Below are 19,108 nucleotides of genomic sequence, written 5' to 3'. Positions count from 1 at the left end.
TTATTAATTGCACACAAGGAGAGCGTGTCATGAAAAAACAGCACCCTGTTGTAGAACGGTCCCGCAGTCGTCTGGCCGCGCTAGGCCACATCGAGTCGCGCACTCAGTTCGGCGGCTATGCGCTGGCGGTGGAAAAAGTGGTTTTCGCTCTGGTCAACGACGACGCGCTCTACCTGCGCGCCAGCGAAGCGCTGCGGGAATATGCGGCGCAGCAGCCGATGCAGCCGCTGGTGTTTCGCAAGCGCGGCGCCGAGGTGAGCCTTAACTACTATCGCGTCGATGACGCGCTCTGGAGCGACCCTGACCAGCTGTTGTCGCTCTCCGCCGCTTCGCTGCGCACCGCCCGACAGGAGACGCTGGCCAGGCAGCGGCCGCTGCGGCTGAAAGATCTGCCCAATCTTAGCCTGCGCATGGAGCTCTTGCTGCACGAGGCGGGCGTGAGGACCGTGCGCCATCTGAGAGAGCTGGGATCAAAACGGTGCTGGCTCAGGCTCAGAGCGATCAACCAGCATATCGGCTTTAAAACGTTGCTGGCGCTGGAAGGGGCGATAGAAGGGCGCCATGAAGCCGCCCTGCCGCAAACGGTCAGGGCGCAACTGAATGAATGGTATCAGGAGACGTTAAAAGGCGATGCCTCTTAGGGCTGCGCCAGCGTCCGGCGCAGACGGGCAATCTCCGGCAGCAGGGCGACCAGCAAGCCGAGCTGCTGCAGCACCAGCGGAGCGCGCGTCTCCTGATTGGCAGCCATATCGCTAATGCGCTGCGTTAGCGCGCTCTGCATCGTTTCCGCTTCGGCGTCGCTCACTACGTCGGTTTGCAGTACATCTTCGACATAGCAGACCGTATCGTCGAGCAGCGTTAGCAGCGCGCCGTCGTTCAGCTTATCGCGGTGTGCGCCCAGCGCAGAGATATAGCTCAGGAACGAGTGGTTAAGGCAGAGCAGCTGGAAAGCGGACTCTTTATGTTTCTGCTGCGTCCGCGACTCGCCGCTCATATTGGAAACCACCGAAGCCAGCTCCGCATCGGCGTTGTGGGCGTCGCGGCGCGCGATACGATAGGCGAGGCGGTTGTCTTTGCCCTGGTGATACTGCTCCATAATCGCATCCAGATAGCGGCAGTTGGCATTCAGGGTGCGCGCCGCTACCGCGGGCAGCTGGCGAAAACGCCAGTCGGGCCAGATAAACGCCACCGCCAGCCAGGCAAGCGCGCATCCCAGCAGCGTGTCCACGATGCGCGGCAGCGCCACCTCGAACCCCTCTCCCAGCAAATTGAAGCAGAGCAGCACCAGCAGCGTGATAAAAAGCGTCGCCTGCGCGTACTGCACCTGACGAAAGGCGAAAAACAGCACGCCGCTGACCACGATCAGCACCAGCTGGCCTTCGGTCGACGGCACCAGCCAAAGCACCGGCAGGCCGATGGCGATGCCCGCCAGCGTACCGCCGATACGCAGCGCGAGCCTGCGTCGCGTGGCGTTATAGTTAGGCTGGCAGACAAACAGGCTGGTAAGCAGGATCCAGTAGCCGCGATCGAGGCCGGTAATTTGAATAAAGCCGTAGCCGATACAGAGCACCACCGTCATGCGCACCGCGTGGCGGAACAGCGCCGAGGCGGGCGTCATATGTCGGCTTAGACGCAGGCGAATGTCGCTCCAGCCGCTGAGCCCTTCGCGCGACAATCGGTTATCCCCCGCCAGGTTTTCGCTGGCTAAAGACTGCTCGGACTCTATCGATCCCAGCTGCGCATCGATGGCGCGCAAATTACGCAACAGCCAGAACAGCGGGCGCAGATGAGGCGCGTCAGGCTCGTTTTGCTGCAGGCGCTCCAGCGCCGTCTGCAGGCGATCGAAGGCGCGCTCGAAGCGCGGGTCGTGCTCCCAGCGCTCGCGCAGCAAAATGCACTGAGAGAGCTGACGGCACGCCTGCGCCTGCATATTCAGCAGCCGCTGAAAGCGGAACAGGATCTCGTTGTAGCGCCAGTCGTCGCGCAGCAGATGATACTGCAGATGAGAGGAGCTGGCGCGCTCGTGGATATCCTGCGCCACAAAGTAGTAGTGCAGGCTGCGGCGGGTGCTGCGCGATCCGCGATCGCCGCGCAGGCGGCTCTGCAGCGTGCTTTTAGTCAGGTTCAGCTGCGCAACCAGCTGGCTGTTGACCATCGCGGTGCGGATCAGGGTGGCGTCGTCCTGCGCCTCGCCGTCGGGATCGAACAAATTCGCCTTGGCTTCAAGATACTGCGCCAGCTGCGCGTAGCTGCCCGCCAGCTGTTCCTGCACCGGCCGCACCGGGAACATCAAATGGCCGAGCAGCGTCAGCACGTTGTACCAGAGCGCCCCGACCAGCAGCAGTATCGGCTGCATATACCATTGCGAAAAGAGCCCGATGCCCAGCATGGTGTAAACCGCAATCAGCAGCGCGCCAAAGGCGATGGTGGCGTAGCGCTGGCCGAGCGCGCCCAGCAGAATAAAGCCCCAGGTGGAGAGCGCCAGACCGGCCATAAAGGCCAGCGGATGGGGAAACAGCAGCTCTACCGACACCGAGGCGATACAGAAGCAGAGCAGGGTAATCAGCAGATTGCGCAGCCGACCGGTAAGGCGATCGTCAAGATCGGCCAGCGCCGCGGCCACCACGCCGAGCGTCAGCGGTATGGTCCAGTCTATCTGATGCAGCCACCAGGGCACCGCCGCGCAGCCGGTCAGCGCCAGAAAGATGCGCAGCAGATAACGCCAGCTGCTGTTAAAGAGATAGTTGCGCCAGCCCGGCAAGGCTTTGGACATCATATAGCGGCCTCAGTAGCGCCGACGGGCGCTGGCGTCGCGCGCGGCACGCGCTTCTTCAACCGAGACCACGCGGCGGCCGACCGGCCAGAGCGCGATGGCGGCGATTTTAAAGTTGGCGAGGCCCACCGGAATGCCGATGATGCTGATGCACTGTACGATGCCGGTGGAGATATGGGTCAGGCAGAGCCACCAGCCGAAAAAGATCAGCCAGAAAATATTAAGAAAGGTGCCGCCGGTGTTGAGCAGCGCGCTTTTACTCTCCGGGCGCAGCACGTCCACGTGCACCGCCTCGTTGCCGTAAGGCAGCAGAGAGAGTTTGGTGATTTCCCAGCAGGATCGCGTCAGCGGCAGGGTAAAGATCAGGACGATACTCACCAGCGTGGCGAACAGCCAGCAAAGGGTGGTGATAAACCCGCCGAGAATAAAATTGAGAATGTTCAACACAGTGCGCATGGCGTTTTTTTCCTTTTGCTTTCCGCAAGATGTGCCGCCAAGTTTAGCCTGTTTTAAGGCTGGAGCGCCAAGAGTCTGACAGGTAAACTCCCGATATTCTTTTCCCAGGTTCGACGGTATGGACATGGAACTCAAAGCGACATCGATGGGCAAACGGCTTGCCCAGCATCCCTATAACCGGGTACGCCTGCTGGCGGCTGGGGTGGAAGTAAGCGGCGACCGGCACGAATACCTGATTCCTTTCAACGAGCTGCTCAATATCAGCTGCAAGCGCGGCATGGTCTGGGGCGAGCTGGAATTTTTACTCCCTGACGACAAAGTGGTGCGGCTGCACGGCACCGAATGGCAGGAGACGCAGCGTTTCTACCACTATCTGCTGCAGGCCTGGCAGGCGTGGAGCACCGAGATGAGCGCGATTTGCGCCGGGGTGCTAGACGAACTCAGGCAGGAGATCGCGCGCTTCGGCGAGCAGGATCGCTGGATCAAACGCAGCGAACTGCAGGTGCTGCGCGCCACCATCGAGAAACAGTTCGCCGCGCTGCCGCTGCCGCTGGCGCGCCTGGAAGAGTTCAGCGACTGCCGCGAGCCTTACCTGCTTTGCCAGCACTGGCTGGAGCAGGGCGACGCGGCGCTGCGCCAGCGCAACCTCGACTGGACGGCGCGCATGCTCAGCGCGCATCACGACTTTTTCGCCACGGTGGAATCCTCGCCGCTCAACGTGTCGCAGAGCGAAGCGGTGGTAAACGGCGAAGATGCGGTGCTGGTGCTCGCTGGCGCAGGCAGCGGCAAAACCTCGGTGCTGGTGGCGCGGGCGGGCTGGCTGCTGCGGCGCAAGCTGGCCGCGCCCGATCAGATTCTGCTGCTGGCGTTTGGACGGCAGGCGGCGGAAGAGATGAACGATCGCATTCGATCACGGCTGGGCGTTGCCGACATTCAGGCGCGCACCTTTCACGCGCTGGCGCTGCACATTATCCGCGAAGGCAGCAATAAGCAGCCGGTCGTCAGCAAGCTGGAGAGCGATATCGCGGCGCGTCACGCGCTGCTGATCGACACCTGGCGTCAGCAGTGCGACGAGAAGAAGGCGCAGGCGAACGGCTGGCGTCATTGGCTGCGCGACGAGCTGGAGTGGGAGCTGCCTGAAGGGCATTTCTGGCAGGACGATCGGCTGGCGAAACGGCTGGCGTCGCGCCTCGAACGCTGGCTGGGACTGATGCGCATGCACGGCGGCGCGCAGGCGGCGATGATCGCTGACGCGCCGGAAGAGGTGCGCGAGCTGTTCAGCAAGCGAGTGAAGCTGATGGCGCCGCTGCTGAAAGCCTGGAAAAGCGCGCTGAAAGAGGAGGGCGCGGTCGATTTTTCCGGGCTGATCCATCAGGCCGTGGCGATCCTCGACAAGGGACGCTTTATCAGCCCGTGGAAGCATATCCTGGTAGACGAATTTCAGGATATCTCACCGCAGCGCGCCGCCCTGCTTGCGGCGCTGCGTCAGCAGAACAAGCGCGCCACGCTGTTCGCCGTGGGCGACGACTGGCAGGCGATCTATCGCTTCACCGGCGCAGAGATGACGCTGACCACCGCCTTTCATCACTACTTCGGCGACGGCGATCGCTGCGTGCTGGATACCACCTATCGCTTTAACGAGCGCATCGGCGATATCGCTAACCGCTTCGTCCAGCAGAACCCGCACCAGCTGCGCAAGCCGCTCAACAGCCTGACCAAAGGCAGCAAAAAAGCCGCAGGCCTGCTGCCGCAGGAGCAGCTGGAGCCGTTGCTGAACAAGCTGAGCGGCTACGTGAAACAGGACGAGCGGGTGCTGCTGCTGGCGCGCTATCACCATCTGCGCCCGGATGTGCTGGATAAAGCCAAAACCCGCTGGCCGAAGCTCAACCTCGACTTTATGACCATTCACGCCAGTAAAGGACAGGAAGCGGATTTCGTTATTCTGCTGGGATTGCAGGCGGGAAAAGAGGGCTTTCCCGCCGAGGCGCGCGAATCGGTGATCGAGCAGGGACTGCTGCCGCAGCCGGAGGATTTTCCGGATGCGGAGGAGCGGCGTCTGGCCTATGTGGCGTTAACGCGCGCGCGCCAGCAGGTATGGATGCTCTACGATCGCGAACAGCCTTCACGCTTTGTCGAGGCGTTTCGTCAGCTCGGCGTGCCGATGCTGCGTAAAGCCTGATTAGCTCAGGCGCGCCTGCAGATAGCGCTGATAATCGGGGATGGCGATCTCCACCGTCTGGGCAAACAGCGGCGACTGAATAATAAAGTTGGCCGTGGCGCGGTTGGTGGCAACCGGAATATTCCAGACGGTGGCGAGGCGCAGCAGCGCCTTAACATCGGGATCGTGCGGCACCGCGTTAAGGGGATCCCAGAAAAAGATCAGCACGTCGATTTTACCTTCCGCGATCAGCGCGCCCACCTGCTGATCGCCGCCCATCGGGCCGCTCAGCATCGCGTTCACGTTCAGTCCGGTATGGCGATTAATCAGATTGCCGGTGGTGCCGGTGGCGTAAAGCGTGTGGGGTTCAAGGGTGGGCTGGTTCTGTTTTACCCAGTCGAGCAGCGAGGCCTTGCAGTGGTCATGCGCAACGAGCGCGATATGTTTGCTAAGGCCAAGCGTGCGAGTGGTCTGTTCCATAAAGACGTCCTGGTGAAGTCGCGTGCGAAGAAGAGTGGCACGAGTTTACCCTGCGTCTTTCCCGCCTATCAACTTGTCCTTAACAATTTGACCAGCGACATAAACTGCTGGCGGGTCGCCTGATCGAAGCGATGAAACCAGCGCTTAATCGCGGGCGACTGCGCTTCGTCTATCCAGACGAATTCGGCCTCGACGGGCGCCAGGTTTGCCGCGCCGTCGCGCACGGCGGCGAAATGGGGCACGGAGGCGACCTGACCGTTGCGGTTATAGAGGATCATCGCCTTTTCCATATCGCTTTCCGCAGAGAGCGGCAGGCGATCGCGCCGAATATCGATCTCTTTGCCGTGTTCGTCGACCAGCTGAAAATTGAGCGTGCGATCGAAGTGATGGCGCTCGCGACGGTTTTCCAGCGCGGGCAGGCGGATGGTGATGGTTTTAACCTGGGCGTTGAAGGTGACGATCATCGGTGCAGACTGATAGCGCAGCGACGCGTCTTTGCGCGCGTCGCGCAGCTGTTCGACGCGGAAAAGAAACTGATGCTGCCCGCGCTCCAGCTCAAGACTGTCGGCGCCTTTCAGCAGCGAACCGGAAATTTTGCGCCCGTCCAGTACCAGCAGATCGATCTGCGGATCAAGCTTCAGCGTGATGGCCTGACAGGTTGCCGAGACGAGGAGAACAGTCAACCCCGTCACGGCCAGAGAGAGTTTCATGTAGACTCCAGAATAGGGCGCAAAGTTTTGTGTGTAGCAAATTCTTACATTATGGCAGTAAATTTACATTTGAACATATATTTTTGTGCGCCAGTGCAAAATTCCGCTTTCTGAAGAGCGGCGCGCTTAACAGGCGACGCTACATTTAATGCTCTGAAATAAGGAGAAAAAGATGAACGATCAAACGATTCGCGACGTGTTGACGCGCACTCAGCGCATTGCACTGGTAGGCGCCAGCGATCGTCCAGACCGGCCGAGCTACGGCGTGATGAAATATCTGCTGGATCAGGGCTACGAGGTGATTCCAGTAAGCCCGAAACTGGCCGGGCAGACGCTGCTGGGCCAGACGGCCTACGCGAAACTGGAAGAGGTTCCGGGCAAAATCGATATGGTTGACGTGTTTCGCAATTCAGAAGCAGCATGGGGCGTGGCGCAGGAAGCGATCGCGGCGGGCGCGGATACCCTCTGGCTGCAGCTGGGCGTGATCAACGAGCAGGCTGCCGTACTGGCGCAGGATGCGGGTCTGACCGTGATTATGGATCGCTGTCCTAAAATAGAAATTCCGCGTCTGGGCGTGACGCGACAGAAACAGTAGCATCACAGGCGGCGTAGGAATGCCGCCTGCGATCAGTGGCGCAGGCGCGGGGCCTGCAGCTGCTGGCGAATCGATGCGGCCAGCTCGTCCATCTCCGGCTGTTCCGGATGCTCCGAACTGGTTTCGCCGGAAAGCTGAATCTCAGCGATATAGGTGTGCACCTGATCGCCTTCTTCATCTTCCATTACCACGTGATACCAGGGCGCGCGGCGCAGCGTTTCGGTCGCGCCGACCTCGTCCAGCTTCGGCGTATCCAGCGAATATTCGGGATCGACATCGACTATTACGCCCAGCACGCCCGAAAGGCGGTGCCGAACCTGCTGACCAATACCAAATTTAGTGGCAATCATAGTGACCTCCAGAAAAACTGCCTCCTGATCAATATGGCGTCAGAAGGCGCTTTTTCAAGTCACACCACACGACATGCAAAACCTTTAAGATAAAGACCCTCAGGATAGCTGGCGATCACCGGGTGATCGGCCGCCTGACGGAACTGCTCGATAAACTGTGCTTCGCGGCCTGCATCCAGCGCGGCGTCGGCCACGATCTTCTGGAACAGCTCAGTCGCCATCAGACCTGAACAGGAGAAGGTCATCAGGATGCCGCCGGGATTGAGCAGCTGCATCGCCAGCATATTGATATCTTTATAGCCGCGACAGGCGCCTGCCAGCTGATTTTTGTTCTCCACGAACTTCGGCGGATCCATGATAATCAGATCGAACTTCTCGCCGGCGTCGCGGTAGCGGCGCAGCAGTTTGAACACGTCGTCGCGCACGAACTGGGCGCGTGACAGATCCAGCTCGTTGAGCTCGACGTTCTGGCGCGCCACGTCGAGCGCCTCCTGCGAGGTATCCACGCTAATTACTTCGCGGCAGCCGCCCATCAGCGCCGATACGGCAAATCCGCCGGTATAGGAGAAGCAGTTCAGTACGCGCGCATCCTGCGCATAGCGGCGCGTCGCCAGACGGCTGTCGCGCTGGTCGAGGTAATAACCGGTTTTATGGCCGCCCTGAATATCGACCAACAGCTTCATGCCGTGTTCGGTAATCGGCAGCAGCGGCGGCGGAAGTTCGCCGGTCACCGGGCCCTGCGTCAGCTCCAGACCCTCTTTTTTACGCACCGCCACATCGGAGCGATCGTAGATAGCGCACTGCGGAAAGCACTGCTGCAGCGCGGAGAGAATCGCCGGGCGCTGATACTCCGCGCCGGCAGAGAGCAGCTGCAGCACCAGGAAATTGCCGAAGCGATCGATGGTGACGCCAGGCAAGCCGTCAGATTCGCCGGCGATCAGGCGATAGCTGTCAAGCCCATCTTTCTGCGCCAGCCAGTCGCGCCACTGCCGCGCCTGCTCGAAACGGCGTACGAAGAAGGCGATATCAATTGATTCGTCCTGCTGCCAGCTCCAGACGCGGGCGCGAATTTGCGACTGCGGCGACCAGGCCGCGCGCGCGAGAAATTTGCCGTTATGGTCGCAGACATCAACGGTTTCACCCAGTTGCGCTTTACCTTCAAGGCGCGCGACGGCACCGGAAAACACCCACGGATGGCGGCGGAGCAGGGATTTTTCACGTCCCTTAGCGAGAATCAATCGAACGGTCATAGTTTGCTATGCTTACCTGAAAAAATGAGGCGCCATTGTCCGGCGGATAACGGAAAATTGCAACGCGCAGCGGCAGGAGAGAGTGATGACATCAGCCTGTTATAAAATATGGGTGCACGGCAGAGTGCAGGGGGTAGGATTCCGCTACAGTACCCAGGCGCAGGCGTCGCAGCTTGGCGTGCTGGGTTACGCGCGAAATCTGGATGACGGCAGCGTCGAGGTGCTGGCCTGGGGCGAGCCGGACAAGGTTGACGCGCTTATCGCCTGGCTGAAGGCGGGCGGGCCGCGCGGCGCGCGCGTCGATAAGGTATTAATGGAGCCGCATCAACCCGCCGAGCCGCCGCGCCGTTTCACCACCGGTTGATCAGAGACACTTCGCTGGTTTAGGCAGGCCGGCGATTTTAGTCGCCTGTTTCGCCGGGCCGTCCGGGAACAGACGGAACAAGTAGCGGCTATTGCCTTTCTCTTCGCCGTACTTTTGCGCCATCGCCTTTACCAGCATGCGAATGGCGGGCGACGTGTTGTACTCCAGATAAAACGCGCGCACGAAACGCACGACTTCCCAGTGGGCGTCGCTCATGGCGATACCTTCTTTATCGGCGATCTGTTGTGCGAGCGCCTCGCTCCAGTCGTCGCGATGTTTCAAATAGCCTTCGCCGTCGACCTCAATGGTTTTACCGTTAAATTCCACGTTTGCTCCTGACTGCGTTATCCGGCGGCATTCTACCAAATTGCGCCGTCAGAAAAAGCAAAACCCCGCCGAAGCGGGGTCAGGATGAGCTGTCGCGGGACGCTTTGCTCTTCGTTCAGGCTACCTGCGTCTGTGAGCGCTAGTCATTGCGGGCGAAGCCCAGAATGCTCAGCAGGCTGATAAAGATATTGTAGAGCGAGACGTAGAGGCTGACGGTGGCGCGAATATAGTTGGTCTCGCCGCCGTGAATAATATTGCTGGTTTCCCACAGGATGGCGCCGGCGGAAAAGAGAATAAACAGCGCGCTGATCGCCAGGTGCAGCGCAGGCAGCTGCAGGAACAGATTGGCGACGACCGCCACCAGCAACACCACGAAGCCCGCCATCATCATACCGCCCAGGAAAGACATATCGCGGCGGGTGGTCAGGACATAGGCCGAGCAGCAGAAGAAGACCAGCGCCGTGCCGCCTAACGCCAGCGCAATCACGTCAGCCATGCCTGCGGCTAAAAACGAGCTGAGGATCGGACCCAGGCAGTAGCCGAGAAAGCCGGTGAAGGCGAAGGCCGCCAGAATGCCCATCGGGCTGTCAGCCAGCTTATGGGTAAGGAACATCAGGCCGTAAAAACCGACCAGCATTAAAATCAGTCCCGGACCAGGCAGGCCCAGCACGGTGCTGGCGGTGGCGGTCGCGGCGGAAAACGCCAGCGTCAGGCCGAGCAGGAAATAGGTGTTACGCAGCACCTTATGGGTACTGAGCAGCGATGTCCGTGAAGACGAGGTAATAATTCTGTCCATAATGCGCTCCTTTATCAGAACACGAGGTTTGCGCTGAGAATACGCAGCGGGGGCAAAACGGGAAAGGCGTTTTACCCTTCTTTACGCGATAAATCGCTGTTTCTCTGAGCGGAATGGCGATTTCGCCAACGAATAACGCCGTTTTGGCTGTTTTTCAGGCGAATGAATTCGTACAGGCTTTACATCCTTCGGGGGGATGTTTATAGTGCGCCTCATTGCGGAGGGGTGGCCGAGCGGCTTAAGGCAGCGGTCTTGAAAACCGCCGATGGGAAACCATCCGAGAGTTCGAATCTCTCCTCCTCCGCCACTTTCCTGCTCAGGCAGGAACAGGCAATGCGGCAATGTCGTTTTGCCGATGTGAAAAGCATCACCCCGGAGGGATGGCCGAGCGGCTTAAGGCAGCGGTCTTGAAAACCGCCGATGGGAAACCATCCGAGAGTTCGAATCTCTCTTCCTCCGCCACACCAGACAGGCCAGCACAATGTGCTGGCCTGTTGCATTTCTGCCTTTCGACCGCTACTCGCACTGCGCTTCACAGGCTGCTTTCGGCCTGCTCTGCTATAGTCCATTCACGTTTTTGCAAACATCGGGCGCATTTCGCGGCCAGCTTAGGTTACACTGTGGGCCACTATGCTCTGATCAGAGCTAATCGGTTGATAGCCAGAGTGTTTCTCTACTGAATAAATGGAATAGGCACAATGATCAAGAAACTGAGTCTTTGCGCACTGTCGGTGCTCGCCGCGCTGCCGATTGGCATGGCGGCCCAGGCGGCTGAAGGCGACATGCAGCTGCAACAGGTACTGATGTTTAGCCGCCACAACCTGCGCGCGCCGCTGGCCGATAATGGCAGCGTGCTGGAACAGTCGACGAAGAAAAGCTGGCCGCAGTGGAGCGTGCCGGGCGGACAGCTCACCACCAAAGGCGGCGTGCTGGAAGTCTACATGGGCAACTATACGCGTCAGTGGCTGGCGCAGCAGGGCCTGGTGCAGAACGGCAGCTGTCCCGACAGCAGCAACGTCTTCGTCTACGCCAACAGCCTGCAGCGCACCGTCGCGACGGCTCAGTTCTTCGTTAACGGCGCGTTCCCCGGCTGTGATATCGCCGTCACCCATCAGGACGCCATGGGCACTATGGATCCGGTGTTTAACCCGGTGATCACCGACGACAGCGAAGCCTTTAATAAGAAAGCGCTGGCGGCGATGACGGCGGAAAACGAAAAGCTGGCGCTGAAGCCTGCGCTGCAGCAGCTGGATAAGATTGTCGACTACAAATCCGCGCCGGCCTGCAACAACAAAAAACAGTGCGATTTAAGCAGCGGTGATAACGTCTTCAGCGCCGAAAACGGCAAAGAGCCGAACGTAAGCGGCCCGCTGAAAGTCGGCAACTCGCTGATGGACGCCTTCACGCTGCAATATTATGAAGGCTTCCCGCTTGAGCAGGTCGCCTGGGGCCAGATCAAAACGCCAGAGCAGTGGAAAACCCTGTCGGCGATCAAAAACGGCTATCAGGACGCGCTCTTCACCAGCCCGGACATCGCGCGCGAAGTCGCCGCGCCGCTGGTGGACTACATCCGCAGCCAGCTGGTGGATGAGGACAAAGCCAATGCGCCGAAAATCACCCTGATGGTCGGACACGACTCGAATATCGCCTCGCTGCTGAGCGCGCTGCAGGTTAAGCCTTATGAACTGCCGGGCACCTGGGAAAATACGCCTATCGGCGGCCAGCTGGTGTTCGAACGCTGGCACGATGCGAAAAACAATAAAGATCTGCTGAAGCTGGAATATGTCTACCAGACCGCCGATCAGCTGCGCGACGGCGAAGTGCTGAGCCTGAAGAATCCGCCGAAGCGCGTGACGCTGCAGCTGGAAGGCTGTCCGACCGACGGCAATGGCTACTGCAGCTGGGATCAGTTCGCTCAGGCGCTGAACGGCGCGCTGCAGGGCACGCCGATGGAGCCGGCCGCGCAGCCGACCGCGGCGGCGGCTGAAGATGCCGCTAAGCCGGCGGAGAATAAACCGGCCGCCAGTAAGGGCGCCGCTGATAAAGCTGCTGCCGATAAAGCTACTGCCGATAAAGCCGCCGCTGATAAAGCTGCTGCGGACAAAGCGGCAGCGGAAAAAGCCGCCGCGCAAAAAGCGGCTGAAGCGAAAGCTGCAGAAGAGAAGGCGAAAGCGGCCGAGGAGAAAGCGAAGGCAGAGCGCGCTGCGGCGCAAAAGGCGGCTGCCGAGAAGGCCGCCGCGGATAAAGCGGCGGCAGACAAAGCCGACGCGGTTAAACCTGCCGACGTGCCCGCGCAGAAGCCGGTAGAATCCGCGCAGAACAGCGACGCGAAACAAGCCGTCACCCAGTAAAACCCGCTCCAATGAAAAGCCCCGCCTCAGCGGGGTTTTTTTATGGGCGAGGCGGATTAGCCTGCAACCACCACCAGTTTCTGGTTGGCGAACTCTTTGATACCCAGGTCCGACAGCTCGCGGCCATAGCCGGAGCGCTTCACGCCGCCGAACGGCAGCTCGGCTGAGGTATCGCTCTGCGAGTTAATAAACACCATGCCGGTCTCGATCGCCGAGGCGAGTCGGCGTCCGCGCGCGCTGTCTTGCGTCCAGACCGAGCCGCCCAGGCCGTAGTGAGAGTCATTTGCCAGCGCAACGGCGGCGTTGTCGTCGCCTACCACATAAATCTGCGCCACCGGTCCGAAAAATTCCTCATAGTAGGCAGGATTATCCGGGCGGATATCGGTCAGGATCGTCGGCTGGAAGTAGCAGCCGACGCCCTCGACCGGCTTGCCGCCGATCAGCAGCGTCGCGCCGTTCCGCACCGCCTCGTCGACCTGTTTCGCCAGGCGATCGCGCGCCTCTTTGGAAGAGAGCGGCCCCAGCGTGGTCTGCTCGTCGAGCGGATCGCCCAGGCGGGCCGCCTTCAGCGCCGCGCTGAACTTATCGATAAAGGCGCTGGCGATCTTTTCGTGCAGAATAAAGCGCTTGGCGGCGGTGCAGACCTGACCGCAGTTGCTGAGCCGCGCCTGCGCGCCCTGACGCACCGCTTCATCGATATCGGCGTCGTCAAGCACGACAAAAACGTCGTTGCCGCCCAGTTCCAGCGTCGATTTCTTCAGGTATTTGCCCGCCTGCTGCGCTACGGCGCTGCCGGCGCGTTCTGAACCGGTCAGGGCGACGCCCTGCACGCGATCGTCGGCAATCAGCTCGGCGACCTGGTCGCTGCTGATAAACAGGTTAGTCCAGGCGCCTTCCGGCGCGCCCGCTTCAATAACCAGCTTTGCAAACACGTCGGCGCAGTGCGGCACAATATTGGCATGTTTCGCCAGCACCGGATTTCCCAGCGCCAGGTTAGGCGCCAGCACGCGCATCAGCTGATAATAAGGGAAGTTCCACGGCTCGACGGCGACCAGCACGCCGATGGGATGATACTCGACCCAGGCCTCGCCCAGTTCGCTGGGGTAGGGCTGCGGTTTAAGGATCTCTGCCGCATGGTCGGCGTAGTAACGCGCGATCTGCGCGCAAATTTTCACTTCTCCACGGCTCTGACCAATCAGCTTGCCCATCTCCTTGCTGGCGATGGCGGCCAGCTCGTCAACCCGGCTTTCAATCAAATCAGCCAGCCTGGCGAGCACCTGCAGACGCGGCGCGATATCCCCTTTGCTCCACGACGAGTGGAACAGGCGATCGGCGGTGTCCAGCGCCTGGCTTACCGCAGCGGCGTCGTGAGAAGGCCAGCTTTTCAGCAGCTGATTATTGGCGGGGTTAATGCTCTGATAGGAAGACATAGATTCTCCTTGGTCAGTAAAAAAGGTGAGGCGGGAAATCCCGCCTCGCAATCAGATATTTTTGCGCTCTACCGGCGTATCGTCCCACGTCAGCACGTCGGCTTCCGTTTTGTCAAAGGCGCGAAACAGCACTTCGTCGTTACCCTGCTGACGCCAGATCTCCTCCGCCAGCTTTTCGTCATAGTTGGCCACTTCGAAAATAGCCTCGGCGATTTCCGGCGAGGTGTGGCGCAGCGTGGCCCATTCGCCAACGTGGTGTGCTTTCGCTTGATCGTTCGACATACTTTTCTCCTTAATGAAACTTACCCTTTGAGTTTTACCGTCAGACCGGCAACGTGTTCGCCCTGATAGCGAGCGATATTCAGTTCCGCTTCCGTGGGCTGACGCGAGCCGTCGCCGCCCGCCAGCGTAGTGGCACCGTAAGGCGTGCCGCCGCGCACCTGCGAGATATCGAACAGCTCTTGCGTTCCGTAACCAATCGGCACGATCACCATGCCGTGGTGCGCTAAGGTGGTCCAGACCGAAGTAATAGTCAGCTCCTGACCGCCGCCGGTACCGGTCGAGGTAAAGACGCTGCCGACCTTGCCGTGCAGCGCGCCGGATGCCCACAGGCCGCCGGTGCGGTCCCAGAAGGTGCGCATCTGGCCGGACATATTGCCGAAGCGCGTCGGCGTGCCGATCAGGATAGCGTCGTACTGCGGCAATATGTCCGGCGTTGCTTCCGGGGCCGCCTGGTCGGTTTTTCCGCCCACCTGAGCGAAACGCTCGGCGTCCATGGTTTCCGGCACGCGCCGGATGTCGACTTCGACGCCCGGAACGCGACGCGCGCCTTCCGCTACCGCATTCGCCATGGTTTCGATATGTCCGTACATTGAGTAATAAAGCACCAAAATTCTGGCCATTGCGCTCTCCTCAGCATGTGAAAACCTAAGCAGAAGTATAGAAGAGCTTTTTGGCCCTGCGGCGAGATCGCAAAATTTGCGGTTTTTCTGATGCATTGCATTCAGGTCGCGACCTGCGCACAATGGCGCCCTTAAATCGCTGAAGGTGAGATATGTCGGACGTTTCCCGCACCCTGACACTGCGCGTATCGCGCGAAGAGCTGGTGCTGATTTTGATTACCATGATCTGGGGCGGCACCTTCCTGGTGGTGCATCGCGCGATGGCCGTTTCAGGGCCGTTCTTCTTCGTCGGCCTGCGCTTCGCCACCGCCGCGCTGATCCTTGCCTGCGTCTTTCGCCGCGCGCTGGCGGGCACCACGCGGCAGGAGCTGATCGCCGGCGCGCTGATCGGCCTGTCGATCGCTGGCGGCTACGGCCTGCAAACCTGGGGCATGCAGACCATCTCCAGCAGCCAGTCCGCGTTTCTCATCGCGCTCTACGTGCCGGTGGTGCCGCTGCTGCAGTGGCTGTTTCTGCGGCGGCCGCCGGGCGTGATGGCGTGGTGCGGCATACTGCTCGCTTTTCTCGGTCTGCTGCTGGTGGCCGGGCCGCAGGATGGCCGCATCAGCCTTAACCAGGGCGAAATTGCCACCTTGCTCAGCACGCTGGCGATCGCCGCCGAGATCATCCTGATTAGCCGTTTCGCCGGTCAGGTAGACGTGCGCCGCGTAACGCTGATTCAGCTGGCGGTCGCTTCGCTGTGCGCCTTCGCCCTGATGGCGCCGAACGGCGAGTCGATGCCGGCGCTCAGTCCGACGCTGCTGCTGAGCGCGCTGGGTCTCGGCGCGGCCAGCGCGCTGATTCAGGTCACCATGAACTGGGCGCAGCGCAGCGTCTCGCCGACGCGCGCCACGGTCATTTACGCGGGCGAGCCGGTCTGGGCGGGCGTGGTAGGGCGTCTTGCTGGAGAGCGACTGCCTGCGGCGGCCATTCTCGGCGGCGCGCTGATCGTCTGCGGCGTTATCGTCAGCGAGCTGAAGCTCAGGCGAAAAAAAGCGGCGCCCGAGGCGCCGCGCGAATAATCATCCCTGCTGCCGCGCCGGACGCTCCGCCAGCGCCGCGCCGCGCCGGCGCAGAATCGCATTAAGCAGAATCGCGCCGAAGGTGGCGGTGCCGATACCGCCCAGGGTAAAGCCGCCGATCTTGAGAGAAAAATCGCCTGCGCCCAGCACCAGCGTGGTGGCGACCATAATCAGATTGCCGTTCTGGCTAAAGTCCACATGGTTCTGCACCCAGATGCGCGCGCCCGCGACCGCAATCAGGCCGAAGACCACAATCGAGGCGCCGCCGATAACCGGTGCGGGAATCGCATGGATCAGCGCGCCGAACTTCGGTGAAAAGCCGAGGATCAGCGCAATGACTGCCGCCGCCACGAAGGCGAGCGTGGAATAGACTTTAGTGACCGCCATCACGCCGATATTCTCCGCGTAGGTGGTGACGCCGCTGCCGCCGATCGAGCCGGAGATAATGGTCGCCAGGCCGTCGCCGACAAAGGCGCGTCCCATCCAGGGATCGAGATTGCGGCCGGTCATGCCCGCGACTGCCTTGAGATGGCCGAGGTTTTCCGCCACCAGAATAATCGCCACCGGCGCGATCATCACCATCGCCTGAAGATCGAAGCTGGGCGCGGTGGTTTGCGGCATGCCGAACCACGCGGCCTGCGCCACGCCGCTGAAGTCGACCGGTTTGCCGAAGCCCAGCACGTTGGTCAGCAGCGCGTAAATCGCCCAGGCGACGATCAGCCCCACCAGAATCAGCAGGCGCTGCACCATCCCGTAGGTAAAGACCGCCACCAGTCCGATGGCGAGCACGGTCATCACCGCCATCCAGCTGTCGAAGCCGGAGGCCGCCACGCTGTGCACCGCAATGGGCGCGAGGTTCAGCCCGATCGCCATAACCACGGCGCCGGTAACCACCGGCGGCATCAGACGCTCGATCCAGCGCGTGCCGACCTTCATCACCAGCAGGCCGATGAGCATATAGAGCGCGCCGCAGGCGATGACTCCGCCGAGCGCGACGCTGAGATGCGGGTTGAGTCCCTGACCGTTGAAGCCGGTTACGGCGATCACCACGCCGACAAAGGCCGCGCTGGAACCGAGATAGCTCGGCACGCGTCCGCCGGTGATAACAAAAAAGAGCAGGGTGCCGATGCCTGACACCAGGATCGCCAGATTGGGATCCAGCCCCATCAGCAGCGGCATCAGCACGGTAGCGCCGAACATCGCCACCGCATGCTGCAGGCCGAGGATCGCCGTTTGTCCAAACGGCAGCGTCTCATCCGGGGCGATAAGCCCGCCGTCCGATACCGCCGACTTTTTACGCCATTGAGGAAACCAGGAACTCGCCATCGTTATCTCCAGAAAGAGTGGTATCAGGCCGCGCAGGGCGGATTAGCGGGCGTCCTGCCGCTGCAGCGGTAGATAGCCGCGATCGAACCAGGCCAGCCCGTGCATTTCGTTGCTAAACGTCAGCGCCAGCACTTCGCAAAACAGCACGTCATGGGTGCCGACCGACGTAATGTCGCTGATGCGACAGTCGAATGAGACCAGCGCCCCTTGCAGCACTGGCGAACCTGTCGCCGCCGTGCGCCACTGCGCCGCCTGAAAGCGCGCTTCCATCGGCGTCTTGCCGCCGAACAGGCCTGAGAGCGCCTCCTGACCGGCCGCCAGAGTATTGACGCAAAGCTGGCGGTTGGCGTCGAACACCGACCATACCGAGGCTGAGCGATTCAGGCAGACCAGCAGAGTCGGCGGCGTATCGGTGACGCTGCACACCGCGGAGGCGGTAAAACCTGCACGGCCCGCCGGGCCGTCGGTGGTGATGATATTAACGGCGGCGCCAAGGCGCGCCATGCCGTCCCGAAAGGCCTGCTTCTCGACCAGCGCGATCTCAGGCGTAAGGGTAAGGGTGCTCATGGTTATCTCCTCAGCTCGCCGCGCGCTGCGGCGCGGCTTCGCCTCTGTTAAGCCACTGCAGCAGCAGCGAATTGAATCCGTCGGCGTCGGTGACGCTCATGGCATGTCCGCCCCAGGACATGGCGATCTGCTGCGCGTTGGGCAGCGCAGCCGCCAGCTCCCCGTTGCAGCTCCAGGGCACCAGCATGTCGTCCTGGCTACAGATCGCCAGCACCGGCTGCTGAATGCGTTCGGCAAGCGGCGCGAAGTCGGCGCGCATCAGGGCGTTCAGGCGCAGCAGCAGGTTGTCGCGCCCCTGAAAATGGGCAAGGTGCGCCGCCTCTTCTTCGGCGAGGCGCATCTGATGCTGCGCCATCCACTCCGCCGGATAGAGGAACAGCGGCTGCGCGCGCACGAAAGCTTCGACGCCCGCCTTGAGCAGCAGATCCTGCCGCACCTGAAAGCAGCGTCGCGTATGGGGATGCAGCCGCAGCCAGCCGTTGATGACCGCCACGCGCTCGACGCGTTCGGGGTAATCGAGCGCCAGCTGAAGCCCGACGAGGCCGCCGAGCGCGTGGCCGATGACGCCGAAGCGCGTAATAGCGCGCTGCGCCAGCGCCTCGGCCAGTTCGGCCGCCATCATCGCCATCGAATAGTCGGCGGGCAGCGGCTGCGCGCTGCGGCCGGTGCCACGCTGGTCGTAAACCACCACGCGATAGCGCGCGCTCAGCGCCGCCAGCTGCGGCTGCCAGAAGCCCGCTACGCCGCCGAGGCCGGAAGCCAGCACCAGCGTCGGCGCGGCGGGATCCTGTCGTCCCAGTATCTCCAGATGCATCACGCCTCCCGCTTGCCGATATGCGCCACGCTGGCGATCTCCACCAGCGCGTCGGGCTTCACCAGGCCGCACTGAATGCAGAAGCGCGCCGGTTTATCGCCGGCGAAATACTCGGCATAGACCTGATTGATGGCGGCGTAATTTTGCCAGTCGGTAAGAAAAATGGAGTTGAACGTTACGTCGTCGAGCGTGCCGCCCGCGGTTTCAATCACGGTTTTAATGGTTTCCAGCACGTGGCGCGTCTGCGCGGCAGCGTCGCCGATATGCACCACGTTATTCTCTTTATCGAACGGCAGGGTGCCGGACACATAGACTACGCCGTCAGCCAGCGTCCCCGGCACGAAAGGGGCGATAGGCGTAGCGGTGCCCGGAGGAATAATCACAGATTTCGGCATGGC

The 19,108-nt window shown here is 61.2% G+C and carries 21 protein-coding genes and 2 tRNA genes; 8 read left to right on the top strand and 15 right to left on the bottom strand.

What is annotated here, in order from left to right; all coding sequences use genetic code 11:
• Window positions 1–29: 29 nt before the first annotated feature.
• Window positions 30–641 (top strand): TfoX/Sxy family DNA transformation protein, encoded by a 612-nt coding sequence (locus B3229_RS05515; protein ID WP_277268743.1) that lies wholly within the window; start codon window positions 30–32, stop codon window positions 639–641.
• Here the strand turns inward: B3229_RS05515 and yccS are convergent.
• Both yccS and B3229_RS05505 read right to left on the bottom strand, forming a co-directional pair.
• On the bottom strand, window positions 638–2,776 hold the full coding sequence (yccS, locus tag B3229_RS05510; protein WP_286870010.1) for a YccS family putative transporter: 2,139 nt from the start codon (window positions 2,774–2,776) through the stop codon (window positions 638–640). The genes B3229_RS05515 and yccS overlap by 4 nt on opposite strands.
• 9 nt (window positions 2,777–2,785) lie before the next feature.
• Window positions 2,786–3,229 (bottom strand): YccF domain-containing protein, encoded by a 444-nt coding sequence (locus B3229_RS05505; protein ID WP_033751174.1) that lies wholly within the window; start codon window positions 3,227–3,229, stop codon window positions 2,786–2,788.
• 124 nt (window positions 3,230–3,353) lie between these two features.
• Between B3229_RS05505 and helD the strand changes: the two genes are divergently transcribed.
• Window positions 3,354–5,408 (top strand): DNA helicase IV, encoded by a 2,055-nt coding sequence (gene helD, locus B3229_RS05500; RefSeq protein ID WP_286870138.1) that lies wholly within the window; start codon window positions 3,354–3,356, stop codon window positions 5,406–5,408.
• Here helD and mgsA read toward each other — a convergent pair whose 3' ends face one another.
• Window positions 5,409–5,867: a methylglyoxal synthase gene (gene mgsA / locus B3229_RS05495; RefSeq protein ID WP_048782992.1), complete on the bottom strand. Its 459-nt coding sequence runs from the start codon at window positions 5,865–5,867 to the stop codon at window positions 5,409–5,411.
• Window positions 5,868–5,935: 68 nt separating this feature from the next.
• The gene (locus B3229_RS05490; protein ID WP_048782993.1) at window positions 5,936–6,577 is read right to left on the bottom strand and encodes a DUF2057 family protein; all 642 of its coding nucleotides are present in this window, start codon (window positions 6,575–6,577) and stop codon (window positions 5,936–5,938) included.
• 172 nt (window positions 6,578–6,749) lie between these two features.
• Between B3229_RS05490 and B3229_RS05485 the strand changes: the two genes are divergently transcribed.
• Entirely contained in the window at window positions 6,750–7,172 is a 423-nt protein-coding gene (locus tag B3229_RS05485) for a CoA-binding protein (protein WP_286870009.1), read from the top strand.
• A 32-nt stretch (window positions 7,173–7,204) separates the two neighbouring features.
• Here B3229_RS05485 and hspQ read toward each other — a convergent pair whose 3' ends face one another.
• The gene (gene hspQ / locus B3229_RS05480; RefSeq protein ID WP_033751160.1) at window positions 7,205–7,522 is read right to left on the bottom strand and encodes a heat shock protein HspQ; all 318 of its coding nucleotides are present in this window, start codon (window positions 7,520–7,522) and stop codon (window positions 7,205–7,207) included.
• A gap of 59 nt (window positions 7,523–7,581) precedes the next feature.
• Window positions 7,582–8,772 carry a 23S rRNA (cytosine(1962)-C(5))-methyltransferase RlmI gene (gene rlmI, locus B3229_RS05475; protein ID WP_048782997.1) on the bottom strand — a complete coding sequence of 397 codons (1,191 nt, stop codon included), beginning with the start codon at window positions 8,770–8,772 and terminating at the stop codon, window positions 7,582–7,584.
• Between the two features lie 85 nt (window positions 8,773–8,857).
• Between rlmI and yccX the strand changes: the two genes are divergently transcribed.
• Window positions 8,858–9,136 carry an acylphosphatase gene (gene yccX, locus B3229_RS05470; RefSeq protein WP_048782999.1) on the top strand — a complete coding sequence of 93 codons (279 nt, stop codon included), beginning with the start codon at window positions 8,858–8,860 and terminating at the stop codon, window positions 9,134–9,136.
• Here the strand turns inward: yccX and tusE are convergent, their stop codons facing one another.
• Window positions 9,137–9,463: a sulfurtransferase TusE gene (gene tusE / locus B3229_RS05465; RefSeq protein WP_048783001.1), complete on the bottom strand. Its 327-nt coding sequence runs from the start codon at window positions 9,461–9,463 to the stop codon at window positions 9,137–9,139.
• Between the two features lie 139 nt (window positions 9,464–9,602).
• On the bottom strand, window positions 9,603–10,259 hold the full coding sequence (gene yccA / locus B3229_RS05460) for an FtsH protease modulator YccA (RefSeq protein WP_048783003.1): 657 nt from the start codon (window positions 10,257–10,259) through the stop codon (window positions 9,603–9,605).
• 219 nt (window positions 10,260–10,478) lie between these two features.
• Here yccA and B3229_RS05455 point away from each other — a divergent pair.
• The 3 genes from B3229_RS05455 to agp all read left to right on the top strand — a co-directional run bounded on the left by B3229_RS05455 (window position 10,479) and on the right by agp (window position 12,610).
• Window positions 10,479–10,566: transfer RNA gene (locus tag B3229_RS05455), tRNA-Ser, on the top strand.
• A 67-nt stretch (window positions 10,567–10,633) separates the two neighbouring features.
• A tRNA-Ser gene (locus tag B3229_RS05450) sits at window positions 10,634–10,721 on the top strand.
• A gap of 236 nt (window positions 10,722–10,957) precedes the next feature.
• The gene (agp, locus tag B3229_RS05445; RefSeq protein ID WP_048786958.1) at window positions 10,958–12,610 is read left to right on the top strand and encodes a bifunctional glucose-1-phosphatase/inositol phosphatase; all 1,653 of its coding nucleotides are present in this window, start codon (window positions 10,958–10,960) and stop codon (window positions 12,608–12,610) included.
• 56 nt (window positions 12,611–12,666) lie between these two features.
• Here agp and B3229_RS05440 read toward each other — a convergent pair whose 3' ends face one another.
• From B3229_RS05440 to wrbA, 3 genes are read right to left on the bottom strand one after another with little or no spacing between them, the layout of a single operon-like run.
• On the bottom strand, window positions 12,667–14,040 hold the full coding sequence (locus B3229_RS05440; protein WP_286870005.1) for an NAD-dependent succinate-semialdehyde dehydrogenase: 1,374 nt from the start codon (window positions 14,038–14,040) through the stop codon (window positions 12,667–12,669).
• Between the two features lie 51 nt (window positions 14,041–14,091).
• On the bottom strand, window positions 14,092–14,322 hold the full coding sequence (locus B3229_RS05435) for a YccJ family protein (RefSeq protein WP_033751138.1): 231 nt from the start codon (window positions 14,320–14,322) through the stop codon (window positions 14,092–14,094).
• Window positions 14,323–14,342: 20 nt separating this feature from the next.
• The gene (gene wrbA / locus B3229_RS05430; protein ID WP_286870004.1) at window positions 14,343–14,942 is read right to left on the bottom strand and encodes an NAD(P)H:quinone oxidoreductase; all 600 of its coding nucleotides are present in this window, start codon (window positions 14,940–14,942) and stop codon (window positions 14,343–14,345) included.
• Between the two features lie 152 nt (window positions 14,943–15,094).
• Here wrbA and B3229_RS05425 point away from each other — a divergent pair, with 152 nt between their 5' ends.
• On the top strand, window positions 15,095–16,003 hold the full coding sequence (locus B3229_RS05425; RefSeq protein ID WP_286870002.1) for a DMT family transporter: 909 nt from the start codon (window positions 15,095–15,097) through the stop codon (window positions 16,001–16,003).
• Here the strand turns inward: B3229_RS05425 and rutG are convergent, their stop codons facing one another.
• Genes rutG through rutC form a run of 4 tightly spaced genes read right to left on the bottom strand, consistent with a single transcriptional unit; the run spans window position 16,004 to window position 19,105 of the window.
• A complete protein-coding gene (gene rutG / locus B3229_RS05420; RefSeq protein WP_048782230.1) occupies window positions 16,004–17,329 on the bottom strand; it encodes a pyrimidine utilization transport protein G in 1,326 nt (441 codons plus the stop codon).
• A 42-nt stretch (window positions 17,330–17,371) separates the two neighbouring features.
• A complete protein-coding gene (rutF, locus tag B3229_RS05415) occupies window positions 17,372–17,896 on the bottom strand; it encodes an NADH-dependent FMN reductase RutF (RefSeq protein WP_048782228.1) in 525 nt (174 codons plus the stop codon).
• 10 nt (window positions 17,897–17,906) lie between these two features.
• Window positions 17,907–18,710, bottom strand: a complete 804-nt coding sequence (gene rutD / locus B3229_RS05410; RefSeq protein WP_286870001.1) for a pyrimidine utilization protein D — start codon at window positions 18,708–18,710, stop codon at window positions 17,907–17,909.
• Complete coding sequence (gene rutC, locus B3229_RS05405; protein ID WP_033789402.1) at window positions 18,710–19,105, bottom strand: pyrimidine utilization protein C; 396 nt, start codon at window positions 19,103–19,105, stop codon at window positions 18,710–18,712. Before rutC ends, rutD begins: the two co-directional genes overlap by 1 nt.
• Window positions 19,106–19,108 lie beyond the last annotated feature (3 nt).

This window comes from Pantoea sp. UBA5035, assembly GCF_002415245.1.
Lineage (GTDB): Bacteria > Pseudomonadota > Gammaproteobacteria > Enterobacterales > Enterobacteriaceae > Pantoea > Pantoea septica.
The sequence above is the reverse complement of the archived record's forward strand: the minus strand, read 5'-3'. Positions and strand labels throughout refer to the sequence as shown.

Coding starts and splice junctions, on each gene's coding strand:
- B3229_RS05515 (WP_277268743.1), top strand. CDS start 30: ATGAAAAAACAGCACCCTGTTGTAGAACGGTCCCGCAGTCGTCTGGCC.
- yccS (WP_286870010.1), bottom strand. CDS start 2,776: ATGATGTCCAAAGCCTTGCCGGGCTGGCGCAACTATCTCTTTAACAGC.
- B3229_RS05505 (WP_033751174.1), bottom strand. CDS start 3,229: ATGCGCACTGTGTTGAACATTCTCAATTTTATTCTCGGCGGGTTTATC.
- helD (WP_286870138.1), top strand. CDS start 3,354: ATGGAACTCAAAGCGACATCGATGGGCAAACGGCTTGCCCAGCATCCC.
- mgsA (WP_048782992.1), bottom strand. CDS start 5,867: ATGGAACAGACCACTCGCACGCTTGGCCTTAGCAAACATATCGCGCTC.
- B3229_RS05490 (WP_048782993.1), bottom strand. CDS start 6,577: ATGAAACTCTCTCTGGCCGTGACGGGGTTGACTGTTCTCCTCGTCTCG.
- B3229_RS05485 (WP_286870009.1), top strand. CDS start 6,750: ATGAACGATCAAACGATTCGCGACGTGTTGACGCGCACTCAGCGCATT.
- hspQ (WP_033751160.1), bottom strand. CDS start 7,522: ATGATTGCCACTAAATTTGGTATTGGTCAGCAGGTTCGGCACCGCCTT.
- rlmI (WP_048782997.1), bottom strand. CDS start 8,772: ATGACCGTTCGATTGATTCTCGCTAAGGGACGTGAAAAATCCCTGCTC.
- yccX (WP_048782999.1), top strand. CDS start 8,858: ATGACATCAGCCTGTTATAAAATATGGGTGCACGGCAGAGTGCAGGGG.
- yccA (WP_048783003.1), bottom strand. CDS start 10,259: ATGGACAGAATTATTACCTCGTCTTCACGGACATCGCTGCTCAGTACC.
- agp (WP_048786958.1), top strand. CDS start 10,958: ATGATCAAGAAACTGAGTCTTTGCGCACTGTCGGTGCTCGCCGCGCTG.
- B3229_RS05440 (WP_286870005.1), bottom strand. CDS start 14,040: ATGTCTTCCTATCAGAGCATTAACCCCGCCAATAATCAGCTGCTGAAA.
- B3229_RS05435 (WP_033751138.1), bottom strand. CDS start 14,322: ATGTCGAACGATCAAGCGAAAGCACACCACGTTGGCGAATGGGCCACG.
- wrbA (WP_286870004.1), bottom strand. CDS start 14,942: ATGGCCAGAATTTTGGTGCTTTATTACTCAATGTACGGACATATCGAA.
- B3229_RS05425 (WP_286870002.1), top strand. CDS start 15,095: ATGTCGGACGTTTCCCGCACCCTGACACTGCGCGTATCGCGCGAAGAG.
- rutG (WP_048782230.1), bottom strand. CDS start 17,329: ATGGCGAGTTCCTGGTTTCCTCAATGGCGTAAAAAGTCGGCGGTATCG.
- rutF (WP_048782228.1), bottom strand. CDS start 17,896: ATGAGCACCCTTACCCTTACGCCTGAGATCGCGCTGGTCGAGAAGCAG.
- rutD (WP_286870001.1), bottom strand. CDS start 18,710: ATGCATCTGGAGATACTGGGACGACAGGATCCCGCCGCGCCGACGCTG.
- rutC (WP_033789402.1), bottom strand. CDS start 19,105: ATGCCGAAATCTGTGATTATTCCTCCGGGCACCGCTACGCCTATCGCC.